Raw genomic sequence first — 22,504 nt, forward strand, 5'->3', positions numbered from 1 at the left:
GCCCGTGGTTCGGTTCAGACCTCGGCGTCGCCGCCGGCCGTCGTCTCCGCACCCTCAGCCGTTTCGGTGGAAGCGGTGTCCGCGACCTCGTCCTCCACCGTCTCCTCGTCCTCGGCTTCCGCGTTGCGGGCCATGCCCACGACCGCGTCGCGCTTACCGAGGTTGATCAGTTGGACGCCCATGGTGTCACGTCCGGTTTCACGAACTTCGGAAACCCTTGTGCGGATCACCCCACCCGACAGGGTGATCGCCATGATCTCGTCGGTGTCGTCGACCACGAGCGCGCCGACCAGCGAGCCCCGGCCCTCGACGATCTTCGCCGCCTTGGTGCCGTAGCCGCCACGCCCCTGGACACGGTACTCGTCCACGGCCGTGCGCTTGGCGTACCCGCCGTCGGTGGCGGTGAACACGTACGTTCCCGGGCGGACGACGTTCATCGAGAGCATTTCGTCGTCCTCGCGGAAGGCCATGCCCTTGACGCCGGAGGTCGCGCGGCCGGTGGGCCGCAGCGCGTCGTCGGTCGCGGTGAAGCGGATCGACTGGGCCTTCTTGGAGACCAGCAGCAGGTCGTCCTCGGCGGAGACCAGCTCGGCGCCGATCAGCTCGTCGTCCTGGCCCTCCTCGTCCTGGCGCAGGTTGATCGCGATCAGGCCGCCGGAGCGCGGGGAGTCGTAGTCCTTCAGCGCGGACTTCTTCACCAGGCCGGCCCGGGTGGCGAGGACCAGGTAGGGCTTGTCCTCGTAGGTGCGCACGGCCATCACCTGGGCGATGTGCTCCTCCGGCTGGAAGGCCAGCAGGTTGGCCACGTGCTGGCCGCGGGCGTCGCGCCCGGCGTCCGGGAGCTCGTAGCCCTTGGCGCGGTAGACCCGGCCCTTGTTGGTGAAGAACAGGATCCAGTTGTGCGTCGTCGTCACGAAGAAGTGGTCGACGATGTCGTCCTGCTTGAGCTGCGCTCCGCGCACGCCCTTGCCGCCGCGCTTCTGCGAGCGGTAGAGGTCGGAGCGGGTCCGCTTGACGTAGCCGCCACGGGTGATCGTGACGACGATGTCCTCCTCGGCGATGAGGTCCTCGATCGAGAGGTCGCCGTCGGACGGGATGAGGGTGGAGCGCCGCTCGTCGCCGTACTTCTCGACGATCGCGGTGAGCTCCTCGGAGATGATCTCCCGCTGGCGGGTCGGCGAGGCCAGGATCGCGTTGTACTCGTCGATCTTGCGCTGCAGCTCGTCGTGCTCGTCCATGATCCGCTGGCGCTCCAGGGCGGCCAGGCGGCGCAGCTGCATCTCCAGGATGGCGTTGGCCTGGAGCTCGTCGATGGAGAGCAGCCCCATCAGGCCGGTGCGGGCCGCGTCGGCGCTCGCCGAGGCCCGGATCAGCGCGATGACCTCGTCGATCATGTCCAGGGCGCGCAGCAGGGCGCGCAGGATGTGGGCGCGCTCCTCGGCCTTGCGCAGCCGGAAGGTGGTGCGCCGGACGATGACCTCGACCTGGTGGTTGACCCAGTGCCGGATGAAGGCGTCCAGCGACAGCGTGCGCGGCACGCCGTCGACCAGGGCCAGCATGTTGGCGCCGAAGTTGGTCTGCAGCTCGGTGTGCTTGTAGAGGTTGTTCAGCACGACCTTGGCGACGGCGTCGCGCTTGAGCACGACCACCAGGCGGGTACCGGTGCGGGACGAGGACTCGTCGCGGACGTCGGCGATGCCGGCGACCCTGCCGTCCTTGACCAGGTCGGCGATCTTCAGCGCGAGGTTGTCCGGGTTGACCTGGTACGGCAGCTCGGTGATCACCAGGCACTGGCGGCCCTGGATCTCCTCGACCTCGACCACGGCGCGCATGGTGATCGAGCCGCGGCCGGTGCGGTAGGCGTCGTCGATCCCGCGGTGGCCGACGATCAGCGCGCCGGTGGGGAAGTCGGGGCCCTTGATCCGCTCGATCAGGGCTTCGAGCAGCTCCTCGTTGGAGGCGTCCGGGTGCTCAAGCGCCCAGAGCGCGCCGGAGGCGACCTCGCGCAGGTTGTGCGGCGGGATGTTGGTGGCCATGCCGACCGCGATGCCGGTGGCACCGTTGACCAGCAGGTTGGGGATGCGCGCCGGCAGGACGGTCGGCTCCTGCGAGCGGCCGTCGTAGTTGGACGCGAAGTCGACGGTGCCCTCGTCGATGTCGCGCATCATCTCCATGGCGAGCGGCATCATCTTGCACTCGGTGTAGCGCATGGCCGCGGCCGGGTCGTTGCCCGGGGAGCCGAAGTTGCCGTTGCCGTCCACCAGCGGCATCCGCAGCGACCACGGCTGGGCCAGGCGGACGACGGTGTCGTAGATGGAGGTGTCACCGTGCGGGTGGTAGTTGCCCATGACGTCGCCGACGACGCGGGCGCACTTGTAGTAGCCCTTCTCGGGGCGATACCCGCCGTCGTACATCGCGTAGAGCACGCGCCGGTGCACCGGCTTGAGCCCGTCGCGGACCTCGGGGAGCGCCCGGCTGACGATCACGCTCATCGCGTAGTCGAGGTACGAGCGCTGCATCTCGGTCTCGAGCTCGACCGGCTCGATCCGCATGGTCACCTGGGCGGTGGCCTCGGCGGCTGTGGGGGTCTCGGGCTGTTCGCCTTCGGGACGGTTGTCGTCGACCACTGGTGGTCAGTTTCCTTTCACGCGGACTGGTACGTGCTTCGCTGCCGGTCGGGCGGCGTCACACGTCCAGGAAGCGGACGTCCTTGGCGTTGCGCTGGATGAAGGAGCGGCGTGCCTCGACGTCCTCGCCCATCAGCACGGAGAACAGCTCGTCGGCGCGGGCGGCGTCCTCCAGGGTGACCTGGAGGAGCAGCCGGTGCTCGGCGTCCATGGTGGTGACCCGGAGCTCCTCGGCGTTCATCTCGCCGAGACCCTTGAAGCGCTGGATCGCGTCGTCCTTGGGGAGCCGGCGCCCGGCCTCGACCCCGGCCGCGATCAGCGCGTCGCGCTCGCGGTCGGAGTAGGCGTACTCGAAGTCGTCCTTGCCCCACTTGATCTTGTACAGCGGCGGCATGGCGAGGTAGACGTACCCGGACTCGACCAGCGGCCGCATGAAGCGGAACAGCAGGGTGAGCAGCAGGGTGCGGATGTGCTGACCGTCGACGTCGGCGTCCGCCATCAGGACGATCTTGTGATAGCGGAGCTTGGACTCGTCGTAGTCCTCCTGGATGCCGCAGCCGAAGGCCGAGATGAGCGCCTGGACCTCGGTGTTCTGCAGCACCTTGTCGATCCGGGCCTTCTCGACGTTCAGGATCTTGCCGCGGATCGGCAGGATGGCCTGGGTGCGCGGGTCGCGGCCCTGCTTGGCCGAGCCGCCGGCGGAGTCACCCTCGACGATGAAGATCTCGCACTCGGCCGGGTCCTTGGACTGGCAGTCGGAGAGCTTGCCCGGCAGCGAGGCGGACTCCAGCAGGCCCTTGCGGCGGGTGAGGTCGCGGGCCTTGCGGGCGGCGACGCGCGCGGTGGCGGCCTGGATGGACTTGCGGATGATGTCCGAGGCCTCGTTGGGGTTGCGGTCCAACCAGTCGTTGAGGTGCTCGTGGACGACCTTCTGGACGAAGGTCTTCGCCTCGGTGTTGCCGAGCTTGTCCTTGGTCTGGCCCTCGAACTGCGGCTCGCCGAGCTTGACCGAGATGATCGCGGTCAGACCCTCGCGGATGTCCTCGCCGGAGAGGTTGTCGTCCTTCTCCCGGAGCAGCTTCTTGTCCCGCGCGTAGCGGTTGACCAGGCCGGTCAGCGCCGCGCGGAAGCCCTCCTCGTGGGTACCGCCGCCGTGCGTGTGGATGGTGTTGGCGAAGCTGTAGACCCCCTCGGTGTAGGAGGAGTTCCACTGCATCGCGATCTCCACCGAGATCGCCCTGTCCTTGTCCTCCGCCTCGAAGTCGATCACCGAGGGGTGGATCACCTCGCCCTTGCGGGAGTTGAGGTGGGCGACGAAGTCGGCGATGCCGCCGTCGTACTTGTACGTGACGGTGAGCGGCTTGCCCTCCTCGTCCACGTGCTCGGGGCGCTCGTCGGTGAGCGAGATGGAGAGGCCCTTGTTGAGGAAGGCCATCTCCTGGAAGCGCCGGGACAGCGTCTCGAAGGAGTAGACCGTGGTCTCGAAGATCTCCGGGTCGGCCCAGAAGGTGACGGTCGTGCCGGTCTGCTCGGAGCCCTCGTGCGTGGCCAGCGGAGCGGTCGGCGCACCGGCCTTGTAGTCCTGGGTGAAGCGCGAGCCGTCGCGGTGGATCTCCACCGACAGGCGGGTGGACAGCGCGTTCACGACCGAGACGCCGACACCGTGCAGACCGCCGGAGACGGCGTAGCCGCCGCCGCCGAACTTGCCGCCGGCGTGCAGGACGGTGAGCACGACCTCGACGGCCGGCTTCTCCTGGCCGGGGACGATGTCCACCGGGATGCCGCGGCCGTTGTCGACGCAGCGGATGGCGCCGTCGGCCATGATCGTGACGTCGATGGTGTCGGCGTACCCCGCCATCGCCTCGTCGACGGAGTTGTCCACCACTTCCTGCACCAGGTGGTGCAGGCCTCGCTCGCCGGTGGAGCCGATGTACATGCCGGGGCGCTTACGGACGGCGTCGAGGCCTTCCAGCACCTGGATGTTGCTACCGGTGTAGGAAGCCTGGTCGGTCTGGTCTGGGATCTGGCTGGGGTTGCCGGAATCGGCCACGAAGCGCCCTCTCTGGCACAGCACGGGCCGCATTCCCGCCCCGTGTGGGCGGGCGTGCGACCACGGCGTTTCGACTCGGTTGCCACTAGCAACAGTGTTTGGCTCTCAGTCTACCGGTACGACTGACAGAGATGGGCGTTTGGCAGCCCTTGAAGGCAGATATGCCGCCCTGAATCCCCTCTGGACATGTCCCGATACTCGCCCCGGGGGCCCAGAGCGCCTGGAAGGGCTGTCAGGGATTCCGGAAGATCGCGGTCCGCTCCGCGCCCCCGGCGACGGGCCGGCAACCCGGTCAGCCCCAGGTGTCGCCCGGCCCCTTGCTCCCCGGAGCGCGCAGCCGGCCGTAGCCGCGGGCGGGCGCCGCCGGGCCCAGCACCTTGATGGTGCGGACCGTGCCGTGGCCCAGCTCGTGGTTCAGACGGGCTACCAACTGTCTTGCCAGCCACCGCAGTTGGGTGGCCCATGCGGTGGAGTCGCACTGCACGGTGAGCACCGCGGCGGTGTCGTCGTAGGAGGAGGGGTGGCAGTGCGCGGCGATGTCCGGGCCGACGATCTGGGGCCAACGGCCCATCACCCCGCCGACCGCGGCCGAGGACTCCCAGCCCCGTTCGGTCAGCAGCCGGTTCAGCGCCGCCCCCAGCGGGACCGGGTCACGGCCGTCCGACCGGGCTCCGCTGCGCAGGCCGTGCCGCTTCGCCTCGCGCTTCTCCCGGACCTGCTCGCCGCGCTGCCGCGCCTGGGCCCGGGCCGCCCGCAGCGCGGAGCGGGCGAGGTCGGCGCCGGTCGGCGCCGGGTCGCCCGGCCGGGGGGAGTGCTCCGCCGGCTCGCTCACGGCGATCTCCTTTCCCCAGCCTGTGGACAACGGTCGCGGACGCGCGCCGGTGAGCCGTCCAGCCTACGGGAGTGCCCGGACGGCGATTGCGAAGGTGCGGGGGGAGTCAGGCGTCGATCCGGCGGACGGCGCCGTCGGCGACCGCGAACCGGGCGCCGGCCAGCGTCTTCGGCACGTCCTCGGCGACCGCCGCGGTGACCAGCACCTGCTCGCCGCCGGCCACCAGTTCGGCCAGCCGGTCCCGGCGGGCCGCGTCCAGCTCGGCGAACACGTCGTCCAGGATCAGCACCGGCTCGCCGCCGTCGGCGCGCAGCAGCTCGTACGAGGCCAGCCGCAGCGCCAGCGCGAACGACCAGGACTCGCCGTGGCTCGCGTAGCCCTTGGCGGGCAGCGGGCCGAGGCTGAGCACCAGCTCGTCGCGGTGCGGGCCGACCAGGGTGATGCCCCGGTCCACCTCCTGCTTGCGGACCGCCTGCAACGCGTTCAGCAGCTGCTCCTCGGCCTGCTCGCGGCTGGTCGGCAGCCCGCCCTCGAAGGAGCTGCGGTACTCCAGGACGGTGTCGCCACCGCCCGGGGCCAGCTGCCCGTACGCGGCCGCCACCAACGGCTGGAGGGAAGCCACCAGCTGGATCCGGAAGGCCGTCAACTCGGCTCCGGCCCTTGCCAGATGGCCGTCCCAGACCTCCAGGGTGGAGAGGTCGGCGCCCTTGCCGCCACCGGCCCGGCGGGCCATCGCGGCGGTCTTCAGCAGGGCGTTGCGCTGCTTGAGGACCCTCTCGTAGTCCTGTCGGACCCCGGCCAGCCGGGGGGCCCGGGCGGTCAGCAGCTCGTCCAGGAAACGGCGGCGCTCACCCGGGTCGCCCTTGACCAGGCTGAGGTCCTCGGGCGCGAACAGGACGGTCCGCAGCAGGCCCAGCACGTCGCGCGGGCGGACGTTGTCGGAGCGGTTGATCCGGGCCCGGTTGGCCTTGCCCGGGGTCAGCTCCAGCTCGACCAGGGTGGTGCGGCCGCGGTCCACCACCGAGGTGCGGACCACCGCCCGCTCGGCGCCCAGCCGGATCAGTGGGGCGTCGGTGGCGACCCGGTGGCTGCCCAGCGTGGCGACGTAGCCGACCGCCTCGACCAGGTTGGTCTTGCCCTGGCCGTTGGGCCCGACGAAGGCCGTCACGCCCGGGTCGAGGGGAACCTCGACCCGGGCGTACGACCGGAAGTCGGCGAGCGACAGATGCGCGACGTGCATGGCTGTGGACTGCGCTCGCCTTCTGGGGAGGTGCGGGTTACTTGGACTCGACCGCGTGGCCGCCGAACTGGTTGCGCAGCGCGGCGATCATCTTCATCTGCGGCGAGTCGTCCTGGCGGGAGGCGAAGCGGGCGAACAGCGAGGCGGTGATCGCCGGCAGCGGCACCGCGTGGTCGATCGCGGCCTCGACGGTCCAGCGGCCCTCACCGGAGTCGGCGGCCCAGCCGCGCAGCTTCGCCAGGTGCTCGTCGTCGTCCAGCGCGCGGACGGCCAGGTCCAGCAGCCAGGAGCGGATGACGGTGCCCTCCTGCCAGCTGCGGAAGACCTCGCGCACGTCGGTGACCTCGGGGGCGGCCTCCAGCAGCTCCCAGCCCTCGGCGAACGCCTGCATCATCGCGTACTCGATGCCGTTGTGGACCATCTTGGCGAAGTGGCCGGCGCCCACGGCACCCGCGTGCACCGAGCCGAAGTCGCCCTCGGGCTTGAGCGAGTCGAACACCGGCTGGACGCGGGCCACGTGCTCGGCGTCGCCGCCGTACATCAGGGCGTAGCCGTTCTCCAGGCCCCAGACGCCGCCGGAGACGCCGCAGTCGACGAAGCCGATGCCCTTGGCGGCCAGCGCCTCGGCGTGCTTGATGTCGTCGGTCCAGCGGGAGTTGCCGCCGTCGACCACCACGTCGCCGGGGGAGAGCAGCTCGGCGAGTTCGTCGACGGTCGCCTGGGTGGCGGCGCCGGCCGGGACCATCACCCAGATCACCCGCGGGCCCTGAAGCTTGGCGACGAGCTCCTGGAGGCTCTCGACGTCGGAGATGTCCGGGTTGCGGTCGTAGCCGATGACGGTGTGGCCGGCGCGGCGGATCCGCTCGCGCATGTTGCCGCCCATCTTGCCGAGACCGATGAGGCCGAGCTCCATGACCAAGTCCTTACCTGTGGTGACGTGCCTGCCGGCGGCGCCGTTGCCGCACGCCCCGAGCCTACGCGCTGCGGCGGTGGCGGCTCCCTGTGGTCGGGCCGACCGGGGGAGGACGCCCACAGGCTGTGCACAGCCGGTGTGCACAGCCTGTGGGTGACGGCCTGCGGGCAGCGGCCTCGAGGTCAGCCGGAGAGGCGGACCGGCATGATCAGGTACTGGTACGCCTTGTCCTCCTCGGCGTCCACCGAGGCCTTGCCGCTGAGCAGCGCGGGCTTGGTCGGCGTGGTGAAGCTCAGCTGGGCGTAGGCGGAGTCGATGGCCTTGAGGCCCTCCTCCAGGTAGCCCGGGTTGAAGGCGATCGAGATGTCGTCGCCCTCCAGGTCGGCGTCGATCCGCTCGGTGGCCTGGGCGTCGTCGCCCGAGCCCGCCTCCAGGGTCAGCACGCCCTGCTCGAAGCTGAGCCGGACCGGGGTGTTGCGCTCGGCGACCAGCGAGACGCGCTTGAGCGCCTCCAGGAAGGGCTGGGTCTGGATCGCGGCGACGGCGCTGAACTCCGTCGGGAACAGGCTGCGGAACTTGGGGAACTCGCCCTCCAGCAGCCGCGTGGTCGTCCGGCGGCCGGCGCCCTCGAAGCCGATCAGGCCCTCGCCCGCGCCGCCCGAGGAGAGCGCGATCGAGACGTTGTCGCCGCTGCCCAGGGACTTGGCGATGTCCTGCAGCGTCTTGGCGGGCACCAGGGCGACGGCCGAGATGTCCGACTGCTCGGGCTTCCACAGCAGGTCGCGGACCGCGAAGCGGTAGCGGTCGGTGGCGGCCAGGGTGATCCGGTCGCCCTCGATCTCGACCCGGACACCGGTGAGCACCGGGAGGGTGTCGTCGCGGCCGGCGGCCACCGCGGCCTGGCTGACCGCGGAGGCGAACACGTCGCCCGAGACGGTGCCCGTGGCGGTCGGCATCTGGGGCAGCGCCGGGTACTCGTCCACCGGGAGGGTGGGGAGGGTGAATCGGGAACTGCCGCAGACCACGCTGACCCGCTGGCCGTCGGTGGAGATCTCCACCGGCCGGTTCGGCAGGTTGCGCGAGATGTCGTTCAGCAGCCGACCGGAGACCAGGACGGTGCCGGCCTCCTCGATGTCGGCCTCCAGCTCGACCCGGGCCGAGACCTCGTAGTCGAAGCCGGACAGCGCCAGGCTGCCGTCCTGTGCCGTCAGCAGCAGGCCGGCCAGCACCGGCACCGGCGGCCGTGCCGGGAGGCTGCGGGCAGCCCAGGCCACCGCCTCCGCGAGGACGTCACGCTCCACCCGGAACTTCACCGGTAACCGCCTCCTGGATCGAGCGCTCCCGCTCGCACTCTGGTTCGTCTGATCATGATCGTCGGTCGGGCTGTCCACCGAGCTGTGCCACTCCGCTTCCAGTCGCCGAGGACAGTCTGACGTACTCCGCCGACAGACGGGGCAGACGGGCGGAAGCAAGCCGAACAGATGTCGGGGCGCGGTTGTCCACAGATTCGGGGCCCACCCACTTTCAAGCGAGTCGATGGGTCTAAATGTGTAGTGGTAGTAGTAGGGCCTGTGGAAACCGTGGATAACCCCGTTTCCCCAGGTCAGACCCACTTTTTTGTCCACAGCGGGTGTGGACGGCGGCTGTGGACGAACACGCGGTGCTGTGGACAGCGGAGCGTTACCCACAGGGCACGCTGGGTATCCACAGGTTATCCCCAGGGCTGTCCCCAGATCCGGGCCCGGTTATCCACGGGTGTCGGTCAACTTTACGTGACGCCTTTCACACCAGGGCATGAACGCCGCCCCACGCTTGTCGAACTGTGGATCATGCTGTGGACAACCTGGGGATAACCGCCCCTCCCCTGGGGACAACCGGTGGACAACCCGGATGGCCCATTGGCGACCCGTCAATTGTCCACACCCTGTGGATAACGGTTGTGCACAAGTCCACAGGCACCTGACCTGCGCGGAAGAGCGTAGCGGCGACACGCCTGTGGACGAATTCTGGATAACTTCGGACGCCCCGGCCTGTGGACTACGGGGAAGGTGCCCGCCCTGTGGACAACTGCCCTGCGCGGCCCCGGTTTTCGAATCACCGGTCAGATGTTCGGCGCGGGCTGTGGACTGGCGCAACGTCCGTCGACGGCATCTCTGCCCAGCCGGCGCCCGAGGCACACCTGCGGACATGAGAAAAGGGCGTCAGGATCGCTCCTGACGCCCTTTCCGGCCACCTCGGCGCCGGATCCGGCCCCGGCCCGCCACCGGCCCTGCGGCTAGCTCTTGATGCGGTTGGTCAGCTCGGTGACCTGGTTGTAGATCGACCGGCGCTCGGCCATCAGCGAGCGGATCTTGCGGTCCGCGTGCATCACCGTGGTGTGGTCGCGGCCGCCGAACTGCGCGCCGATCTTCGGCAGCGAGAGGTCGGTCAGCTCCCGGCAGAGGTACATGGCGATCTGACGGGCCGTCACCAGGACGCGGCTGCGCGAGGATCCGCAGAGGTCGTCCACACCCAGCCCGAAGTACGCGGCGGTCTGCTGCATGATGACCTGCGCGGTGATCTCCGGCCCGGCGTCCTCGTCCCCGCCCGGGATCAGGTCCTTGAGGACGATCCCGGCCAACTCCAGGTCCACCGGCGCCCGGTTGAGGTTGGCGAAGGCGGTGACCCGGATCAGGGCGCCCTCCAACTCCCGGATGTTGCGGGTGATCCGGGACGCGATGAACTCCAACACGTCGGCCGGGGCGTTGAGTTGCTCCTGGATCGCCTTCTTGCGCAGGATCGCGATCCGGGTCTCCAGCTCCGGCGGGGTGACGTCGGTGATCAGGCCCCACTCGAAGCGGTTGCGCAGCCGGTCCTCCAGCGTGGTCAGCAGCTTGGGCGGCCGGTCCGAGGAGAGCACGATCTGCTTGTTCGCGTTGTGCAGGGTGTTGAAGGTGTGGAAGAACTCCTCCTGCGTGGACTCCTTGCTCGCGAGGAACTGGATGTCGTCCACGAGCAGGATGTCCATGTCCCGGTAGCGCCGGCGGAAGGTGTCCGCCTTGCCGTCCCGGATCGAGTTGATGAACTCGTTGGTGAACTCCTCCGAGGACACGTAGCGCACCCGGGTGCCCGGGAAGAGGCTGCGCGAGTAGTGCCCGATGGCGTGCAGCAGGTGGGTCTTGCCCAGCCCGGACTCGCCGTAGATGAAGAGCGGGTTGTACGCCTTGGCCGGGGCCTCGGCGACCGCCACCGCCGCCGCGTGCGCGAAGCGGTTGCTGGCGCCGATGACGAAGGTGTCGAAGAGGTACTTGGGGTTCAGCCGGGCGGCCGGCTCGTCCTTGCGGGAGCCGCCGCCCGGCGGGGCGCCGGGCGGGGCGGGCACGCCGGGGACGGCCGGGCGTTCGGTGGCGCGCTCCGGCGCGTTCTTGTCCGCGGGACGGCCGCCGGCCGGGCGTGAGCCGGGGGCGCGGCGGCCGGCGCCGGCGCGGGGCTGCTCGTTCGGGCCGGGGCCGTAGGCGCCGCCGAACAGGTCGCCCTGGGTGGTCGCGGGCGGGCCGGGCATCGGGCGCGGCGCCGGCCGGGACGGCTCGTCGGCCTCGCGGTAGCCGGGGGGCTGCTCCTGGTAGCCGCCGCCCTGCTCGGGGTAGCCGCCCTGTTCCTGGTACCCGTTCTGGTCGGGGTAGCCGCCGCCCTGCTCCGGGTAGCCACCCTGCTCGGGGTAGCCGGGCCAGGCCGGGCCGGCCGCCGGGCCGCCGTACGGCGCGGGGCGCTGCTCGTAGCCGCCGGTGTCGTAGCGGGGCCGGTCGTAGTCCTGCTCGTACGGCTGCTGGTAGTCCTGGCCGCCGTAGCCGCCGGCATCCTCCCCGGTCGGGCCGGGGTACGGCTCGGCCGGGGCCTGGGCGGCGGGTGCGGGGGTGGTCGGGACGGCGTTGGCGTCGACCATCACGGCGATCCGCACCGGGCGGCTGAGCTCGCGGCTGAGGGCCTCGGTGAGCTGCGGCAGCAGCCGGCCCTCCAGCACCTGCTTGGCCCGCTCGTTGGGGGTCGCCAGCAGGGCGGTGTCGTGCATCATCCACATCGGCTGGGTGCGCTGCACCCACTGCTTGTCCATCTCCCCGACGTCCGGGTCGCTGACCAGCCGCTCGACGACTCTCGCCCAGACCGGGACGAGGTCGCTGTTGACATCAGCCACTGGTGCACGCTTTCTCGGTTCCCCGCGGCTCCAGCAGGGGGTGGTGGATCAGGAGACTGTGGATCGGCGGGTCCGTCTCCGGCGGACCGACCCCACGAGGAAGAACACGAAGAACAAACCAGACAAGTCCTGCAACGGTAGTCAGCGAACAGAGCCGGATCAAGTCGTTGTCCACAGGCTGTGGGCGAAGGGGACTCCGGGCACCCTCTGGGGGGGCCGCTCGAAAAAGCTGGTTTGACCCTCGTGCCCCGTCCCGCGTACCGTAACCAGGTCGAGTTGTCGATGGCCGCTGCCGCATGTCCGCGGGTCCACCCGCTCCATAAGGCGCGCAGCACGGGCGCCGTGGATTGCCCTGAACCCCAGCCGAACTGGGGCGATGGGTCGGATTTCCGAATCAGGGGAGATCACGCGGACGCACGGTGACGGCCAAGCGATCCCCCGTCATCCTACGATTCACCTCAGGAGCCCCCGAGTGAGCAAGCGCACCTTCCAGCCGAACAACCGTCGTCGCGCGAAGACCCACGGCTTCCGGCTGCGTATGCGTACCCGCGCCGGCCGCGCCATCCTGGCTGCCCGCCGTGGCAAGGGCCGCACCAGCCTGTCCGCCTGATCCACGACAGAGTCTGTTGTGCTGCCCTCCGAGAATCGGCTGCGGCGGCGCCAGGACTTCGCGACCGCGGTGAAACGCGGTCGCCGGGCCGGCCGGCCCCTTCTGGTCGTCCATCTCAGCAGAGAAGGCGACCCCAAGGGGCAGACCGACCGGACCAGCGACTCCCGCCCGCACGTCGCCGAGGGGACTCCTTCGGCGCGTGCGGGTTTCGTCGTGAGCAAGGCCGTCGGCCCGGCGGTCGTTCGCAACCTGGTCAAGCGCCGGTTGCGGCACCTCGTTCGTGATCGTCTGTCCAGGCTGCCCGCCGGTAGCCTGATAGTGGTGCGTGCGCTGCCCCAGGCCGCGACCGCCTCGTACCAGGACCTCGAACGTGACCTGGACGCGGCGCTGAAACGGTTGCTGAAGGTGGAGTCCGCCACGACGGCGCCGACGGGAGCAGGACGATGAAGTTCCTGCTGATGGGTCTGATCAGGGTCTACCAGTGGACCATCAGCCCACTGCTCGGTCCGGTCTGCCGCTACTACCCCTCCTGCTCGCACTACGGCTACGAGGCCGTGAAGGTGCACGGGGCGGTCAAGGGCGGCGGACTGACCGTGTGGCGCATCCTGCGCTGCAATCCGTGGACGCCCGGCGGGGTCGATCACGTTCCGCCGCGTAAGCATCCGGTGTGGCACCGGCGGCTGCGAGACTGGCTGAGCAGCCGGTCCGCCACCGGACAGCCGGTGACCACGACCCCCGCCGGTCCGGACCCCGAGGGCCCGGCGACCATTGGCCCCGAGGGGCCAATCCACATGTCCAAGGAGCCTGACCGGTGACCTTCTCCTTCCTGAATCCCCTGTACACAGCGGTGTCCTGGATCATCGTCCAGTTCCACTCGCTGTACAGCAACATCTTCGACCCGGACGGTGGCTGGGCCTGGGGTCTGGCCATCGCCTCGATGGTGGTCGTCATCCGGATCTGCCTGATCCCGCTCTTCGTGAAGCAGATCAAGGCGACCCGGGCCATGCAGGCGATCCAGCCGAAGATGAAGGCCATCCAGGAGCGCTACAAGAACGACAAGCAGCGCCAGTCCGAAGAGATGATGAAGCTGTACAAGGAGGCGGGTACCAACCCGTTCTCCAGCTGCCTTCCCATCATCGTGCAGGCGCCGTTCTTCACCGCCCTCTACGGCGTGCTCGCCAAGGTCGCCAAGAGCGAGCCGATCGGCGTCATCCACGGCGACCTGCTGCTGAGCGCCGGCAAGGCGCACATCTTCGGTGCCCCGCTCTCCGCGACCTTCGTCAGCAGCCACGAGACCAGCGTCAAGATCGTCACCGCGGTGATGATCATCATGATGTCGCTGTCGCAGTTCATCACCCAGCGCCAGCTGATGACCAAGAACGTCGACCTCACGGTCAAGACGCCGTTCATGCAGCAGCAGAAGATGCTGATGTACGTCTTCCCGGTGATGTTCGCCGTGATGGGCATCAACTTCCCCGTCGGTGTCCTGGTCTACTGGCTGACCACCAACGTCTGGTCGATGGGCCAGCAGCTGATCGTCATCCACAACAACCCGACCCCGGGCAGCAAGGCGTGGGACGAGCGGCAGGTCCGTCTGAAGAAGGCCGGCCGGCTGAACCCGGACGGTTCGGAGATCAAGGGCGCGCTCTGGGGCCTGCTGCCCCCGTCCAAGTCGACCCTCGACGCCGCCTCGGCGGCGGCCGCCGTGGTCGAGGAGTCGGCGCAGGCGCGCCGCCAGCAGCCCCGCAAGCAGACCAAGGCGCAGCGCCAGCAGAGCGGTGCCGGTCAGCAGACCGCCGACCTGACCAAGGACACCGAGGCCCCGGCCGAGGAGCCCGCCGACACCGTCCCGGCCGACTCCGGTGCCAAGCCGGCGGCCGCCCAGCAGGGCCCGGCCAAGCCCGGCGCGGCCAAGCCGGGCACCGCTCGGCAGCAGCCCAAGCGTGGCGGCCAGCGGCCGAAGAAGAAGTCCTGACCGGCCCTGGACCCGTTGTGACAGCGCGCAGAGCTTCGTTCCCGGCCCACCAATCTGGGCCCATCTCCGAAGGAGTCCATCAGTGACGGAAGGCACCACCTCCGCCGTCGAGGCCGAGGCCGCCGCCAGCACCGACGAGATCGTCATCGCCCGACTGGAGCAGGAGGGCGACATCGCGGCGGACTACCTGGAGGGTCTGCTCGACATCGCCGACCTCGACGGTGACATCGACATGGACGTCGAGGGCGACCGCGCCCTGGTCTCCATCGTCGGTGAGGGCAACGACCGCGCGCTGCAGCGCCTGGTCGGCCAGGACGGCGAGGTGCTGGAGGCGCTGCAGGAGCTGACCCGGTTGGCTGTCCACCGGGAGACCGGGGAGCGCAGCCGCCTCATGCTGGACATTGCCGGCTTCCGGGCCCGCAAGCGTTCCGAGCTGGCCGCGCTCGGTGCCGAGGCCGCCGAGCAGGCGAAGAGCAGCGGCGAGCAGGTCAAGCTGCGGCCGATGACGCCCTTCGAGCGCAAGGTCGTCCACGACGCGGTCGCGGCCGCCGGTCTGCGCAGCGAGTCGGAGGGCGAGGAGCCCGAGCGGTGCGTGGTCGTGCTGCCGGTCTGAGGCCGGCGGTACGACGACCGGCCGCCGAGGCGGCCGGTGGGCTTCACCGGACGCGACCCCGTCCGCCTCGTGCGGGCGGGGTCGTCGTCCCTTCGCGGGGCGTGGGCCCGGCGCGAGATGTTTCACGTGAAACTGTGCGGAGAGCGGGTCGGTGGATCCGGGGATCGGAGAGGTCGAGATGGACACGGAGAACGCGGCCGCTGGCCGGCCGGGGGCGGACGACGTGAATCCGGCCGCTGCGGGGCCGGCCGCCGAGGCGGTCGAGGCGACCGAGGTGCCCGAGCTGGCCGAGGCCCCGGCCGTCGCCCGGGAGGTCTTCGGTGATCGTTTCGACGCCGCGGTCCGCTACACCGAGCTGCTGGCCACCGCGGGCGTGCGGCGCGGGCTGATCGGGCCGCGCGAGGTGCCCCGGCTCTGGGACCGGCACGTCCTCAACTGCGCGGTGCTCGCGGAGCTGCTGCCGGCCGGCTCCACCCTGTGCGACGTCGGCTCCGGTGCCGGCCTGCCGGGCATCCCGGTGGCGCTGGCCCGTCCGGACGTCTCGGTGACGCTGCTGGAGCCGCTGCTGCGGCGGACCACCTTCCTGGAGGAGGTCGTCCGGGAGCTGGGGCTGGAGAACGTCACGGTGCTGCGCGGCCGCGCCGAGGAGATGGTCGGCAAGCTCGCGGTGGACGTGGTGACCGCCCGGGCGGTGGCGCCGCTGGACCGGCTGGCCGGCTGGGGGATGCCGCTGCTCCGTCCGCACGGGCAGATGCTGGCGCTCAAGGGCGACAGCGCCGAGCAGGAGCTGGCCGACTCGCGGGCCGGGCTGACCAAGCTGGGTGCGGTCGAGTGGAGCGTGATCTCGGTCGGCGAGGGCACCCTGGAGACCTCGACCCGGGTGGTCCAGGTCAAGGCGGGGGAGAGCCCCGGCGGGGTGAAGGCCGCGACCCGGCGGGCGAAGGCGGCCCGGGCCGGACGGAACGCGGGCGCCCGGACCGGCGAGCGCAGCCGGGGCGGGCGGCGCCGCAGCCGCTGAGGCGGGTGACGCCGCAGCCGCTGAGGCGGGTGACGCCGGACACGCTCGACGACGGGCGGGTGGTTCCTCCTGAGGGGGGAGCCGCCCGCCCGTCGGCGTTCCGGTGGCCGTCGGGGTGACGGCCGGTCGACGGGAGGACACCGGAGTGTCGCAACGTCAGATTCCCGACATAGCGGGCATGGTGTTTCACGTGAAACGTCGCTCCTTGCTCTCGGGAATCCTCGGCCGCAGCCGGGCGGCGACTGTTGCCGCTCCGGTTTCACGTGAAACACTGACCCTCATGCAGGACTCGGAGACCATCGACCAGATCGATGACACGCCCATCGCGAGGGCTGCCCAGGCTGCGGTTCAGGCGATCGGCCGAGCGGGTGAGGGTCTTCCCCGCCCCGGCGCCACCCGGGTGATCGTGGTTGCCAACCAGAAGGGCGGGGTCGGCAAGACCACCACCACCGTCAACCTGGCCGCCTCGCTCGCCATGCACGGACTGCGCGTCCTGGTTGTCGACCTCGACCCGCAGGGCAACGCCTCCACCGCCCTCGGCATCGACCACCACGCCGAGGTGCCCTCCGTCTACGACGTCCTGGTCGAGGGCAAGCCGCTCGCCGACGTGGTGCAGCCGGTGGTGGACGTCGAGGGGCTGTTCTGCGTCCCCGCGACCATCGACCTGGCCGGCGCCGAGATCGAGCTGGTGTCGCTGGTGGCCCGGGAGAGCCGGCTCCAGCGCGCCATCGCCGCCTACGAGCAGCCGCTGGACTACGTCCTGATCGACTGTCCGCCCTCGCTGGGCCTGCTGACGGTCAACGCCCTGGTGGCCGGGCGGGAGGTGCTGATCCCGATCCAGTGCGAGTACTACGCGCTGGAGGGCCTGGGCCAGCTGCTGCGCAACGTCGAACTGGTGCGCGCGCACCTCAACCCCGCGCTGCACGTCTCGACCATCCTGCTCACCATGTACGACGCCCGGACGAGGCTGGCCGCCCAGGTCGCCGAGGAGGTCCGGACGCACTTCCCGCAGGAGGTGCTGAGCACCGCGATCCCGCGCTCGGTGCGCATCTCGGAGGCGCCCAGCTACGGTCAGACGGTCCTCACCTACGACCCGGGCTCGACCGGGGCGCTCTCCTACCTGGAGGCCGCCCGCGAGCTCGGGCTGCGCGCGGCGGGGACGGGCGGCGGCCCGCTCCTGGGGCAGCAGCGGCACGGCAGCGGTACGGGGCACGGAGCCCCGGTGGCACAGCACGGTACGACGGAGGGTCATCGGTGAGCGGTCGCAGGGGTTTGGGACGAGGGCTGGAGGCGCTGATCCGCCCCGCCGTGCCGGTGGACGGCGGGGCCGCGCCCGCACCGGCCCCGGTGGGGGCGACCGGCGCGACGTCCCCGACCTCGGTACCGACGCTGCCGACCGGCCGCGGCACGGTGGCGGCCCGGGCGGCCGCGGAGAAGCGGGCCGAGCAGGCGCAGCCGGCGCCGGCGGCCGGTGCCTTCTTCGCGGAGCTGCCGCTGGACGCGATCACGTCCAACCCGCGTCAGCCGCGTGAGGTCTTCGACGACGACAAGCTGGCCGAGCTGGTCGTCTCGATCAAGGAGGTCGGTCTGCTCCAGCCGATCGTGGTGCGCCAGGTCGCGCCCGATCGCTTCGAGCTGATCATGGGCGAGCGCCGCTGGCGCGCCTCCAAGGAGGCCGGGCTGAAGCAGATTCCGGCGATCGTCCGCGCCACCGAGGACGACAAGCTGCTGCTGGACGCCCTGCTGGAGAACTTGCACCGGGCCGAGCTGAACCCGTTGGAGGAGGCGGCCGCCTACGACCAGTTGCTGCGGGACTTCTCCTGCACCCACGACGAGCTGGCCGACCGGATCGGCCGCTCGCGTTCGCACGTCTCCAACACGCTGCGGCTGCTGAAGCTCTCGCCCACCGTGCAGAGCCGGGTCGCCGCCGGAGTGCTGACCGCCGGCCACGCCCGGGCGCTGCTCGGGGTGCCGGACGACGAGCGGCGGGAGCTGCTGGCCAAGCGGATCGTCGCGGAGGGCCTCTCGGTGCGGACCACCGAGGAGATCGTCGCGCTGATGGCCGAGGAGGAGGACCGGAAGCCGAAGCGCCAGGCGCCGAAGGCGGGCAAGCTGATCTCCCCGGCCTTCAACGATCTGGCGAGCCGGCTGTCGGACCGCTTCGACACCCGGGTCAAGGTCGAGGTGTCGCAGCGCGGCGGCAAGCTGGGCAAGGGCAAGGTGGTGCTGGAGTTCGGTTCGGTGGAGGACCTGAACCGGATCCTGGACAGCCTGGCCCCGGGCGAGGACGGTCTGCGGCTGTCGCAGGGCTGAGCCGGGCCGGGGACGACACCCGATGGGTGCATGTTCCGCGTGAGCACTGTTTCACGTGAAACATGCACCCGTCGGCGTCTGTGGGGGCATGCTCGACCGTGAAGTGGAGGAGGAGGTGCGGGGCATGGGACGCCGGATCGCTCCGCTGACCCTGGACAACCTCGCCGATCTGCCGACGACCTGCCGCTCCTGCGTGTTCTGGGAGCTGGACCCGGTCAGCGGGAAGGCGGCGGTGGAGTCCGGGAAGCCGGAGCTGGAGAAGGAGGGGTGGATCTCCGCGGTGCTGCTGGAGTGGGGGTCCTGCGGTCGGATCGTCTACGTGGACGACCAGCCGGCCGGCTTCGTGCTGTACGCGCCGCCCGCCTACGTCCCCCGGTCGCAGTCCTTCCCGACCAGTCCGGTCTCGCCGGACGCCGTCCAGCTGATGGTCAGCCGGGTGGTTCCGGGCTACCAGCGGCAGGGGCTCGGCCGGGTGCTGGTGCAGACCGTGGCCAAGGACCTGCTCGGGCGCGGGGTGCGGGCGATCGAGGCCTTCGGCTCGGCCGGTCCCGAGCCGGTCAGCTGCGTGCTGCCGGCCGACCACCTGCTCGCGGTCGGCTTCAAGACCGTCCGCTCGCATCACCGTTACCCGCGACTGCGGCTGGAGGCGCGCACCACGCTGTCCTGGCGGGGCGATGTGGAGGTGGCGCTGGAGCGGCTGCTCGGCGGGGCGCGCAAGGAGCCGGCGCTGCGGCCGTTCTGAGGCGGGTGGAAACGACGGCGGCGGGGCTCCCCGGTGTGGGGAGCCCCGCCGCCGTCGTACGGTCGACGACCGGTCGACCTAGATGAAGCCGTCCAGCTCGCGCAGCAGCGCGGCCTTCGGACGGGCACCGGTGATGGACTTCACCGGCTCGCCGCCCTTGTAGAGGATCAGGGTCGGGATCGAGATGACGCCGTACTGGGCGGCGGTCGCCTGGTTGGCGTCCACGTCCAGCTTGGCGATGGTCAGCTTGTCGCCGTGCTCGGACGCGATCTCGTCCAGGATCGGGGCGACCTGGCGGCACGGGCCGCACCAGGTGGCCCAGAAGTCGACGAGCACGGGCTTGTCGCTGTCCAGGACGTCGGCCTTGAACGTCGCGTCGGTGACGGTGGTGGTGGCGCCGGCCACGGGAACTCCTCGGGTTCGGACGGAGGGGGCTGCTGCCAGGTGAACAACGGGCGGGCCCGTTCTGTTTCGCCCTGGCCGGGGCGGGGGTGTTTCACGTGAAACGGGTGTCACACCCCCGCGGGGGTCGGTCGGTGGCGAGGGGGTCAGACCGCCACGGCGGCGGTGGCCTTGGCCTCCAGGTCGTCCAGGGCGGCGAGGTGGCGCTCGGCGTCCAGCGCGGCGGAGCAGCCGGTGCCGGAGGCCGTGATGGCCTGGCGGTAGGTGTGGTCCACGACGTCGCCGGCGCCGAACACGCCCGGGATGTTGGTCCGGGTCGAGGGCGCCTCGACCTTGAGGTAGCCCTCCGCGTCGAGGTCCAGCTGGCCCTTGAACAGGTCGGTGCGCGGGTCGTGGCCGATCGCGATGAACAGGCCGGTGACGGCCAGCTCGCGGGTCTCGCCGGTGGTGGTGTCGCGCAGGGTGACGCCGCTCAGCTTCGGGTCGCCGTGGATGGCCTCGACCGCGCTGTCCCACTCGAAGCGGATCTTCTCGTCGGCGAAGGCGCGCTCCTGCATCGCCTTGGAGGCGCGCAGGCTGTCCCGGCGGTGGATGATCGTGACGCTCTTGGCGAAGCGGGAGAGGAAGGTCGCCTCCTCCAGGGCGGTGTCGCCGCCGCCGACCACCGCGATGTCCTGGTCGCGGAAGAAGAAGCCGTCGCAGGTGGCGCACCAGGAGACACCGCGACCGGAGAGCTTGTCCTCGTTCGGCAGGCCGAGCTTGCGGTGCTGGGAGCCGGTGGTGACGATCACGGCGCGCGCCCGGTGCACGTTGCCCTCGGAGTCGGTGACGGTCTTGATGTCACCGGTGAGGTCGACCGAGACGATGTCGTCCGGGATCAGCTCGGCGCCGAAGCGCTCGGCCTGCGCCCGCATGTTGTCCATCAGCTCGGGGCCCATGATGCCGTCCCGGAAGCCCGGGAAGTTCTCGACCTCGGTGGTGTTCATCAGGGCGCCGCCGGCGGTGACGGCCCCCTCGAACACCAGCGGCTTGAGGGAGGCCCGCGCCGTGTAGAGCGCGGCCGTGTAGCCGGCCGGGCCGGAACCGATGATGATCACGTTACGGACGTCGCTCACTGCATCTCCTGGTTCGCATCGCGACCCGCGCTAGGTGCGGGGAGGGCGGTTCTGCTCCGCCGCCCGGGACAACGACTGACCAGTGTCTCGCATTCCCAGGCGGATCAGTACCAGGCGGCCGCACTGTGGGAGCGGCGCGGCGCCCCGCTCGTCGATCGCATGGGAACGGGGCCCCGATCCCCGGGACCTCCGATCCCCGGGACGTCAACGGGTGGGGACGGTGCGCTGCAGCACGACCGGGCCGCAGCCGGGGGAGCGCAGGTAGACGTCCGCGAACCCGGGCCGGCCGGGCGCCGGGTAGACCAGGACCTCGACCGGGGCGCCCGCGTAGCTGCCGTGGTCGGTGGCGAGCGGCACGCCCTCGGCGGGGGCCGGGCAGGACGGCGGGGAGGCCTGGGCGGTGAGCTCCTGGCGGCCGTCGGCGGGCATCGCGGCGGAGGGCTTGGCGGGCCCGGTCGGGCGCAGTCCGGGGGCGGTGCCCGACCGGGCCAGCAGCTGCTGGATCTGGGTGGCGAGCTGATCGTCCTGGTAGGTCGGGCCGGCTCCCGCGGCGTGGTCGGCGCGGGAGCTCTGCGCCGTGCCGGGGCTCGCGCCGGTGCCGAGGGAGGCGGAGGCGGGGGCGCCGGCGGACAGGGCCGGGTGCTGGTCGTCCTGGCCGGCCGGGTGCAGCAGCAGGGCTGCGCCGAGGGCGATCGCGGCCAGGGCGGCGGCCGCGCCGAGCAGCAGGCCGGCGCGCCGCCGCCGGGGGCGGGGGCGGGGCCGGCCCGGGCCGGTGGGCGCGGCGGGCCGGGAAGGGGGTGCGGCGGGCGCCGCGGCGGCCCGGGCGGCCGGGGCAGGGACGGCGGCCCGGGAGGCTCCGAGGGGGGCGTTCTCGGCCTCCTCCGCCGCTGCGGAGGCGGCGGCCGAGGCGAGGGCGGCGTCCAGCCGGGCGGCGACGTCGGCGGGCATCGGCGGGGCTTCGACGGCGCCGAGCAGTGCCTGGACCTCACCGAGTGCGTCGGCGGTCTCGCGGCACTCGGCGCAGTCGTCCAGGTGCCGACGCAGCGTCCGGGCGGCGTCGGCGGACTCGACCAGCCCCTCGGCGAGGTCGGCGAGCTCCTCGACGGAGGGGTGGTCCTCGGCGGGGCCGGGGGAGGAGAGGTGGGCCGTCATCGCGTGCTCGCGTCTCCTTCCAGAACCGTCCGACCGGTGTTCGGGCCTGCCCCTGTGACGGTGCCGGTGCCCGTCGGGTTCCCCGGCGCGTTCCGCCGAGGTGGCGGGGCCGTGCCGGGGGCGTTCGGTGTTTCACGTGAAACATCCGGCCCGCCGCCGCTCTCGCGCAGGTGGCGGACCAGCGGGAGCAGCCGGGCCCGGCCCCGGGCGCAGCGGCTCTTCACCGTGCCCACCGGGACGCCCAGCAGCTCGGCGGCCTCGGCGACGGGGTAGCCCTGCATGTCGACCAGGACCAGCGCGGCCCGCTGCTCGGCGGGCAGCTCGGCGAGCGCGGCGGCCAGCTCGCGCTGCACCTCGGCCCGGACCACCGGGGAGTCGGCCGGTTCCGCGGCGCCGACCAGGGTGTCCAGGCGCCGCGGGTCCTCGTCGAGCGGGGTGGTGCGGCGGGTGGCGCTGCGCCGGGCGCGGTCCAGACAGGCGTTGACCACGATCCGGTGCAGCCAGGTGGTGACCGCCGAGCGGCCCTGGAAGCCGGGGGCGGCGCGGAAGGCGGAGACCAGGGCGTCCTGGAGGGCGTCGGCGGCCTCCTCGCGGTCGCCCAGGGTGCGCAGGGCGACCGCCCAGAGCCGGTCGCGGTGGCGGTTCACCAGGAGGCCGAAGGCGTCCGGGTCGCCGGCGACGTGCCGGGCGAGCAGCGCCGCGTCGTCCTCCGCCACCGTCACCCCTCGCCC

At 71.4% G+C, this 22,504-nt stretch carries 20 protein-coding genes; 9 read left to right on the plus strand and 11 right to left on the minus strand.

Features of this window, described 5'->3' with window-relative positions; genetic code table 11:
- Positions 1-14: 14 nt before the first annotated feature.
- From gyrA to dnaA, 7 genes are all read right to left on the minus strand, one after another.
- A complete protein-coding gene (gyrA, locus tag ACIOGZ_RS09875; RefSeq protein ID WP_363579882.1) occupies positions 15-2,627 on the minus strand; it encodes a DNA gyrase subunit A in 2,613 nt (870 codons plus the stop codon).
- Positions 2,628-2,685: 58 nt separating this feature from the next.
- Positions 2,686-4,701: a DNA topoisomerase (ATP-hydrolyzing) subunit B gene (gene gyrB / locus ACIOGZ_RS09880; RefSeq protein ID WP_363579881.1), complete on the minus strand. Its 2,016-nt coding sequence runs from the start codon at positions 4,699-4,701 to the stop codon at positions 2,686-2,688.
- Between the two features lie 268 nt (positions 4,702-4,969).
- Positions 4,970-5,509: a DciA family protein gene (locus tag ACIOGZ_RS09885; protein WP_363579880.1), complete on the minus strand. Its 540-nt coding sequence runs from the start codon at positions 5,507-5,509 to the stop codon at positions 4,970-4,972.
- Between the two features lie 106 nt (positions 5,510-5,615).
- A complete protein-coding gene (recF, locus tag ACIOGZ_RS09890; RefSeq protein ID WP_363579879.1) occupies positions 5,616-6,749 on the minus strand; it encodes a DNA replication/repair protein RecF in 1,134 nt (377 codons plus the stop codon).
- Between the two features lie 37 nt (positions 6,750-6,786).
- On the minus strand, positions 6,787-7,662 hold the full coding sequence (gnd, locus tag ACIOGZ_RS09895; RefSeq protein WP_363579878.1) for a phosphogluconate dehydrogenase (NAD(+)-dependent, decarboxylating): 876 nt from the start codon (positions 7,660-7,662) through the stop codon (positions 6,787-6,789).
- Between the two features lie 182 nt (positions 7,663-7,844).
- The gene (gene dnaN, locus ACIOGZ_RS09900) at positions 7,845-8,975 is read right to left on the minus strand and encodes a DNA polymerase III subunit beta (protein ID WP_363579877.1); all 1,131 of its coding nucleotides are present in this window, start codon (positions 8,973-8,975) and stop codon (positions 7,845-7,847) included.
- A gap of 962 nt (positions 8,976-9,937) precedes the next feature.
- Positions 9,938-11,833, minus strand: coding sequence for a chromosomal replication initiator protein DnaA (dnaA, locus tag ACIOGZ_RS09905; protein WP_363579876.1), 1,896 nt, complete (start codon positions 11,831-11,833; stop codon positions 9,938-9,940).
- A 472-nt stretch (positions 11,834-12,305) separates the two neighbouring features.
- Between dnaA and rpmH the strand changes: the two genes are divergently transcribed.
- The 9 genes from rpmH to ACIOGZ_RS09950 all read left to right on the plus strand — a co-directional run bounded on the left by rpmH (position 12,306) and on the right by ACIOGZ_RS09950 (position 19,104).
- Entirely contained in the window at positions 12,306-12,443 is a 138-nt protein-coding gene (gene rpmH, locus ACIOGZ_RS09910) for a 50S ribosomal protein L34 (RefSeq protein WP_030392420.1), read from the plus strand.
- Positions 12,444-12,461: 18 nt separating this feature from the next.
- The gene (gene rnpA / locus ACIOGZ_RS09915; protein WP_350876735.1) at positions 12,462-12,890 is read left to right on the plus strand and encodes a ribonuclease P protein component; all 429 of its coding nucleotides are present in this window, start codon (positions 12,462-12,464) and stop codon (positions 12,888-12,890) included.
- Entirely contained in the window at positions 12,887-13,258 is a 372-nt protein-coding gene (gene yidD, locus ACIOGZ_RS09920) for a membrane protein insertion efficiency factor YidD (RefSeq protein WP_063348465.1), read from the plus strand. The genes rnpA and yidD overlap by 4 nt, the downstream gene beginning before the upstream one ends.
- The gene (gene yidC, locus ACIOGZ_RS09925) at positions 13,255-14,418 is read left to right on the plus strand and encodes a membrane protein insertase YidC (RefSeq protein ID WP_363579875.1); all 1,164 of its coding nucleotides are present in this window, start codon (positions 13,255-13,257) and stop codon (positions 14,416-14,418) included. The genes yidD and yidC overlap by 4 nt, the downstream gene beginning before the upstream one ends.
- Before the next feature lie 82 nt (positions 14,419-14,500).
- Positions 14,501-15,031 (plus strand): R3H domain-containing nucleic acid-binding protein, encoded by a 531-nt coding sequence (locus tag ACIOGZ_RS09930; protein WP_363579874.1) that lies wholly within the window; start codon positions 14,501-14,503, stop codon positions 15,029-15,031.
- 178 nt (positions 15,032-15,209) lie between these two features.
- Positions 15,210-16,049 carry a 16S rRNA (guanine(527)-N(7))-methyltransferase RsmG gene (gene rsmG / locus ACIOGZ_RS09935; RefSeq protein WP_363579873.1) on the plus strand — a complete coding sequence of 280 codons (840 nt, stop codon included), beginning with the start codon at positions 15,210-15,212 and terminating at the stop codon, positions 16,047-16,049.
- Between the two features lie 307 nt (positions 16,050-16,356).
- Complete coding sequence (locus ACIOGZ_RS09940; protein ID WP_350876943.1) at positions 16,357-17,307, plus strand: ParA family protein; 951 nt, start codon at positions 16,357-16,359, stop codon at positions 17,305-17,307.
- The gene (locus ACIOGZ_RS09945) at positions 17,304-18,362 is read left to right on the plus strand and encodes a ParB/RepB/Spo0J family partition protein (RefSeq protein WP_363579872.1); all 1,059 of its coding nucleotides are present in this window, start codon (positions 17,304-17,306) and stop codon (positions 18,360-18,362) included. The genes ACIOGZ_RS09940 and ACIOGZ_RS09945 overlap by 4 nt, the downstream gene beginning before the upstream one ends.
- A 124-nt stretch (positions 18,363-18,486) precedes the next feature.
- On the plus strand, positions 18,487-19,104 hold the full coding sequence (locus tag ACIOGZ_RS09950; RefSeq protein WP_350876727.1) for a GNAT family N-acetyltransferase: 618 nt from the start codon (positions 18,487-18,489) through the stop codon (positions 19,102-19,104).
- Positions 19,105-19,182: 78 nt separating this feature from the next.
- Here the strand turns inward: ACIOGZ_RS09950 and trxA are convergent, their stop codons facing one another.
- The 4 genes from trxA to sigM form a co-directional block, all read right to left on the minus strand.
- Entirely contained in the window at positions 19,183-19,509 is a 327-nt protein-coding gene (gene trxA / locus ACIOGZ_RS09955) for a thioredoxin (RefSeq protein ID WP_363579871.1), read from the minus strand.
- Between the two features lie 143 nt (positions 19,510-19,652).
- Positions 19,653-20,621: a thioredoxin-disulfide reductase gene (gene trxB / locus ACIOGZ_RS09960; protein ID WP_363579870.1), complete on the minus strand. Its 969-nt coding sequence runs from the start codon at positions 20,619-20,621 to the stop codon at positions 19,653-19,655.
- 204 nt (positions 20,622-20,825) lie between these two features.
- Complete coding sequence (locus ACIOGZ_RS09965; RefSeq protein WP_363579869.1) at positions 20,826-21,773, minus strand: hypothetical protein; 948 nt, start codon at positions 21,771-21,773, stop codon at positions 20,826-20,828.
- Entirely contained in the window at positions 21,770-22,495 is a 726-nt protein-coding gene (gene sigM, locus ACIOGZ_RS09970) for an RNA polymerase sigma factor SigM (protein ID WP_363579868.1), read from the minus strand. Before sigM ends, ACIOGZ_RS09965 begins: the two co-directional genes overlap by 4 nt.
- Between the last annotated feature and the right edge of the window lie 9 nt (positions 22,496-22,504).

The organism is Kitasatospora sp. NPDC088160 (assembly GCF_044741445.1).
Taxonomy (GTDB): Bacteria; Actinomycetota; Actinomycetes; order Streptomycetales; family Streptomycetaceae; genus Kitasatospora.

Bases quoted from the DNA above. Each gene is read 5' to 3' on its own strand.
- yidD (WP_063348465.1), top strand. From the start codon at position 12,887: ATGAAGTTCCTGCTGATGGGTCTGATCAGGGTCTACCAGTGGACCATC.
- rsmG (WP_363579873.1), top strand. From the start codon at position 15,210: ATGGACACGGAGAACGCGGCCGCTGGCCGGCCGGGGGCGGACGACGTG.
- recF (WP_363579879.1), bottom strand. From the start codon at position 6,749: ATGCACGTCGCGCATCTGTCGCTCGCCGACTTCCGGTCGTACGCCCGG.
- ACIOGZ_RS09950 (WP_350876727.1), top strand. From the start codon at position 18,487: ATGGGACGCCGGATCGCTCCGCTGACCCTGGACAACCTCGCCGATCTG.
- ACIOGZ_RS09965 (WP_363579869.1), bottom strand. From the start codon at position 21,773: ATGACGGCCCACCTCTCCTCCCCCGGCCCCGCCGAGGACCACCCCTCC.
- gnd (WP_363579878.1), bottom strand. From the start codon at position 7,662: ATGGAGCTCGGCCTCATCGGTCTCGGCAAGATGGGCGGCAACATGCGC.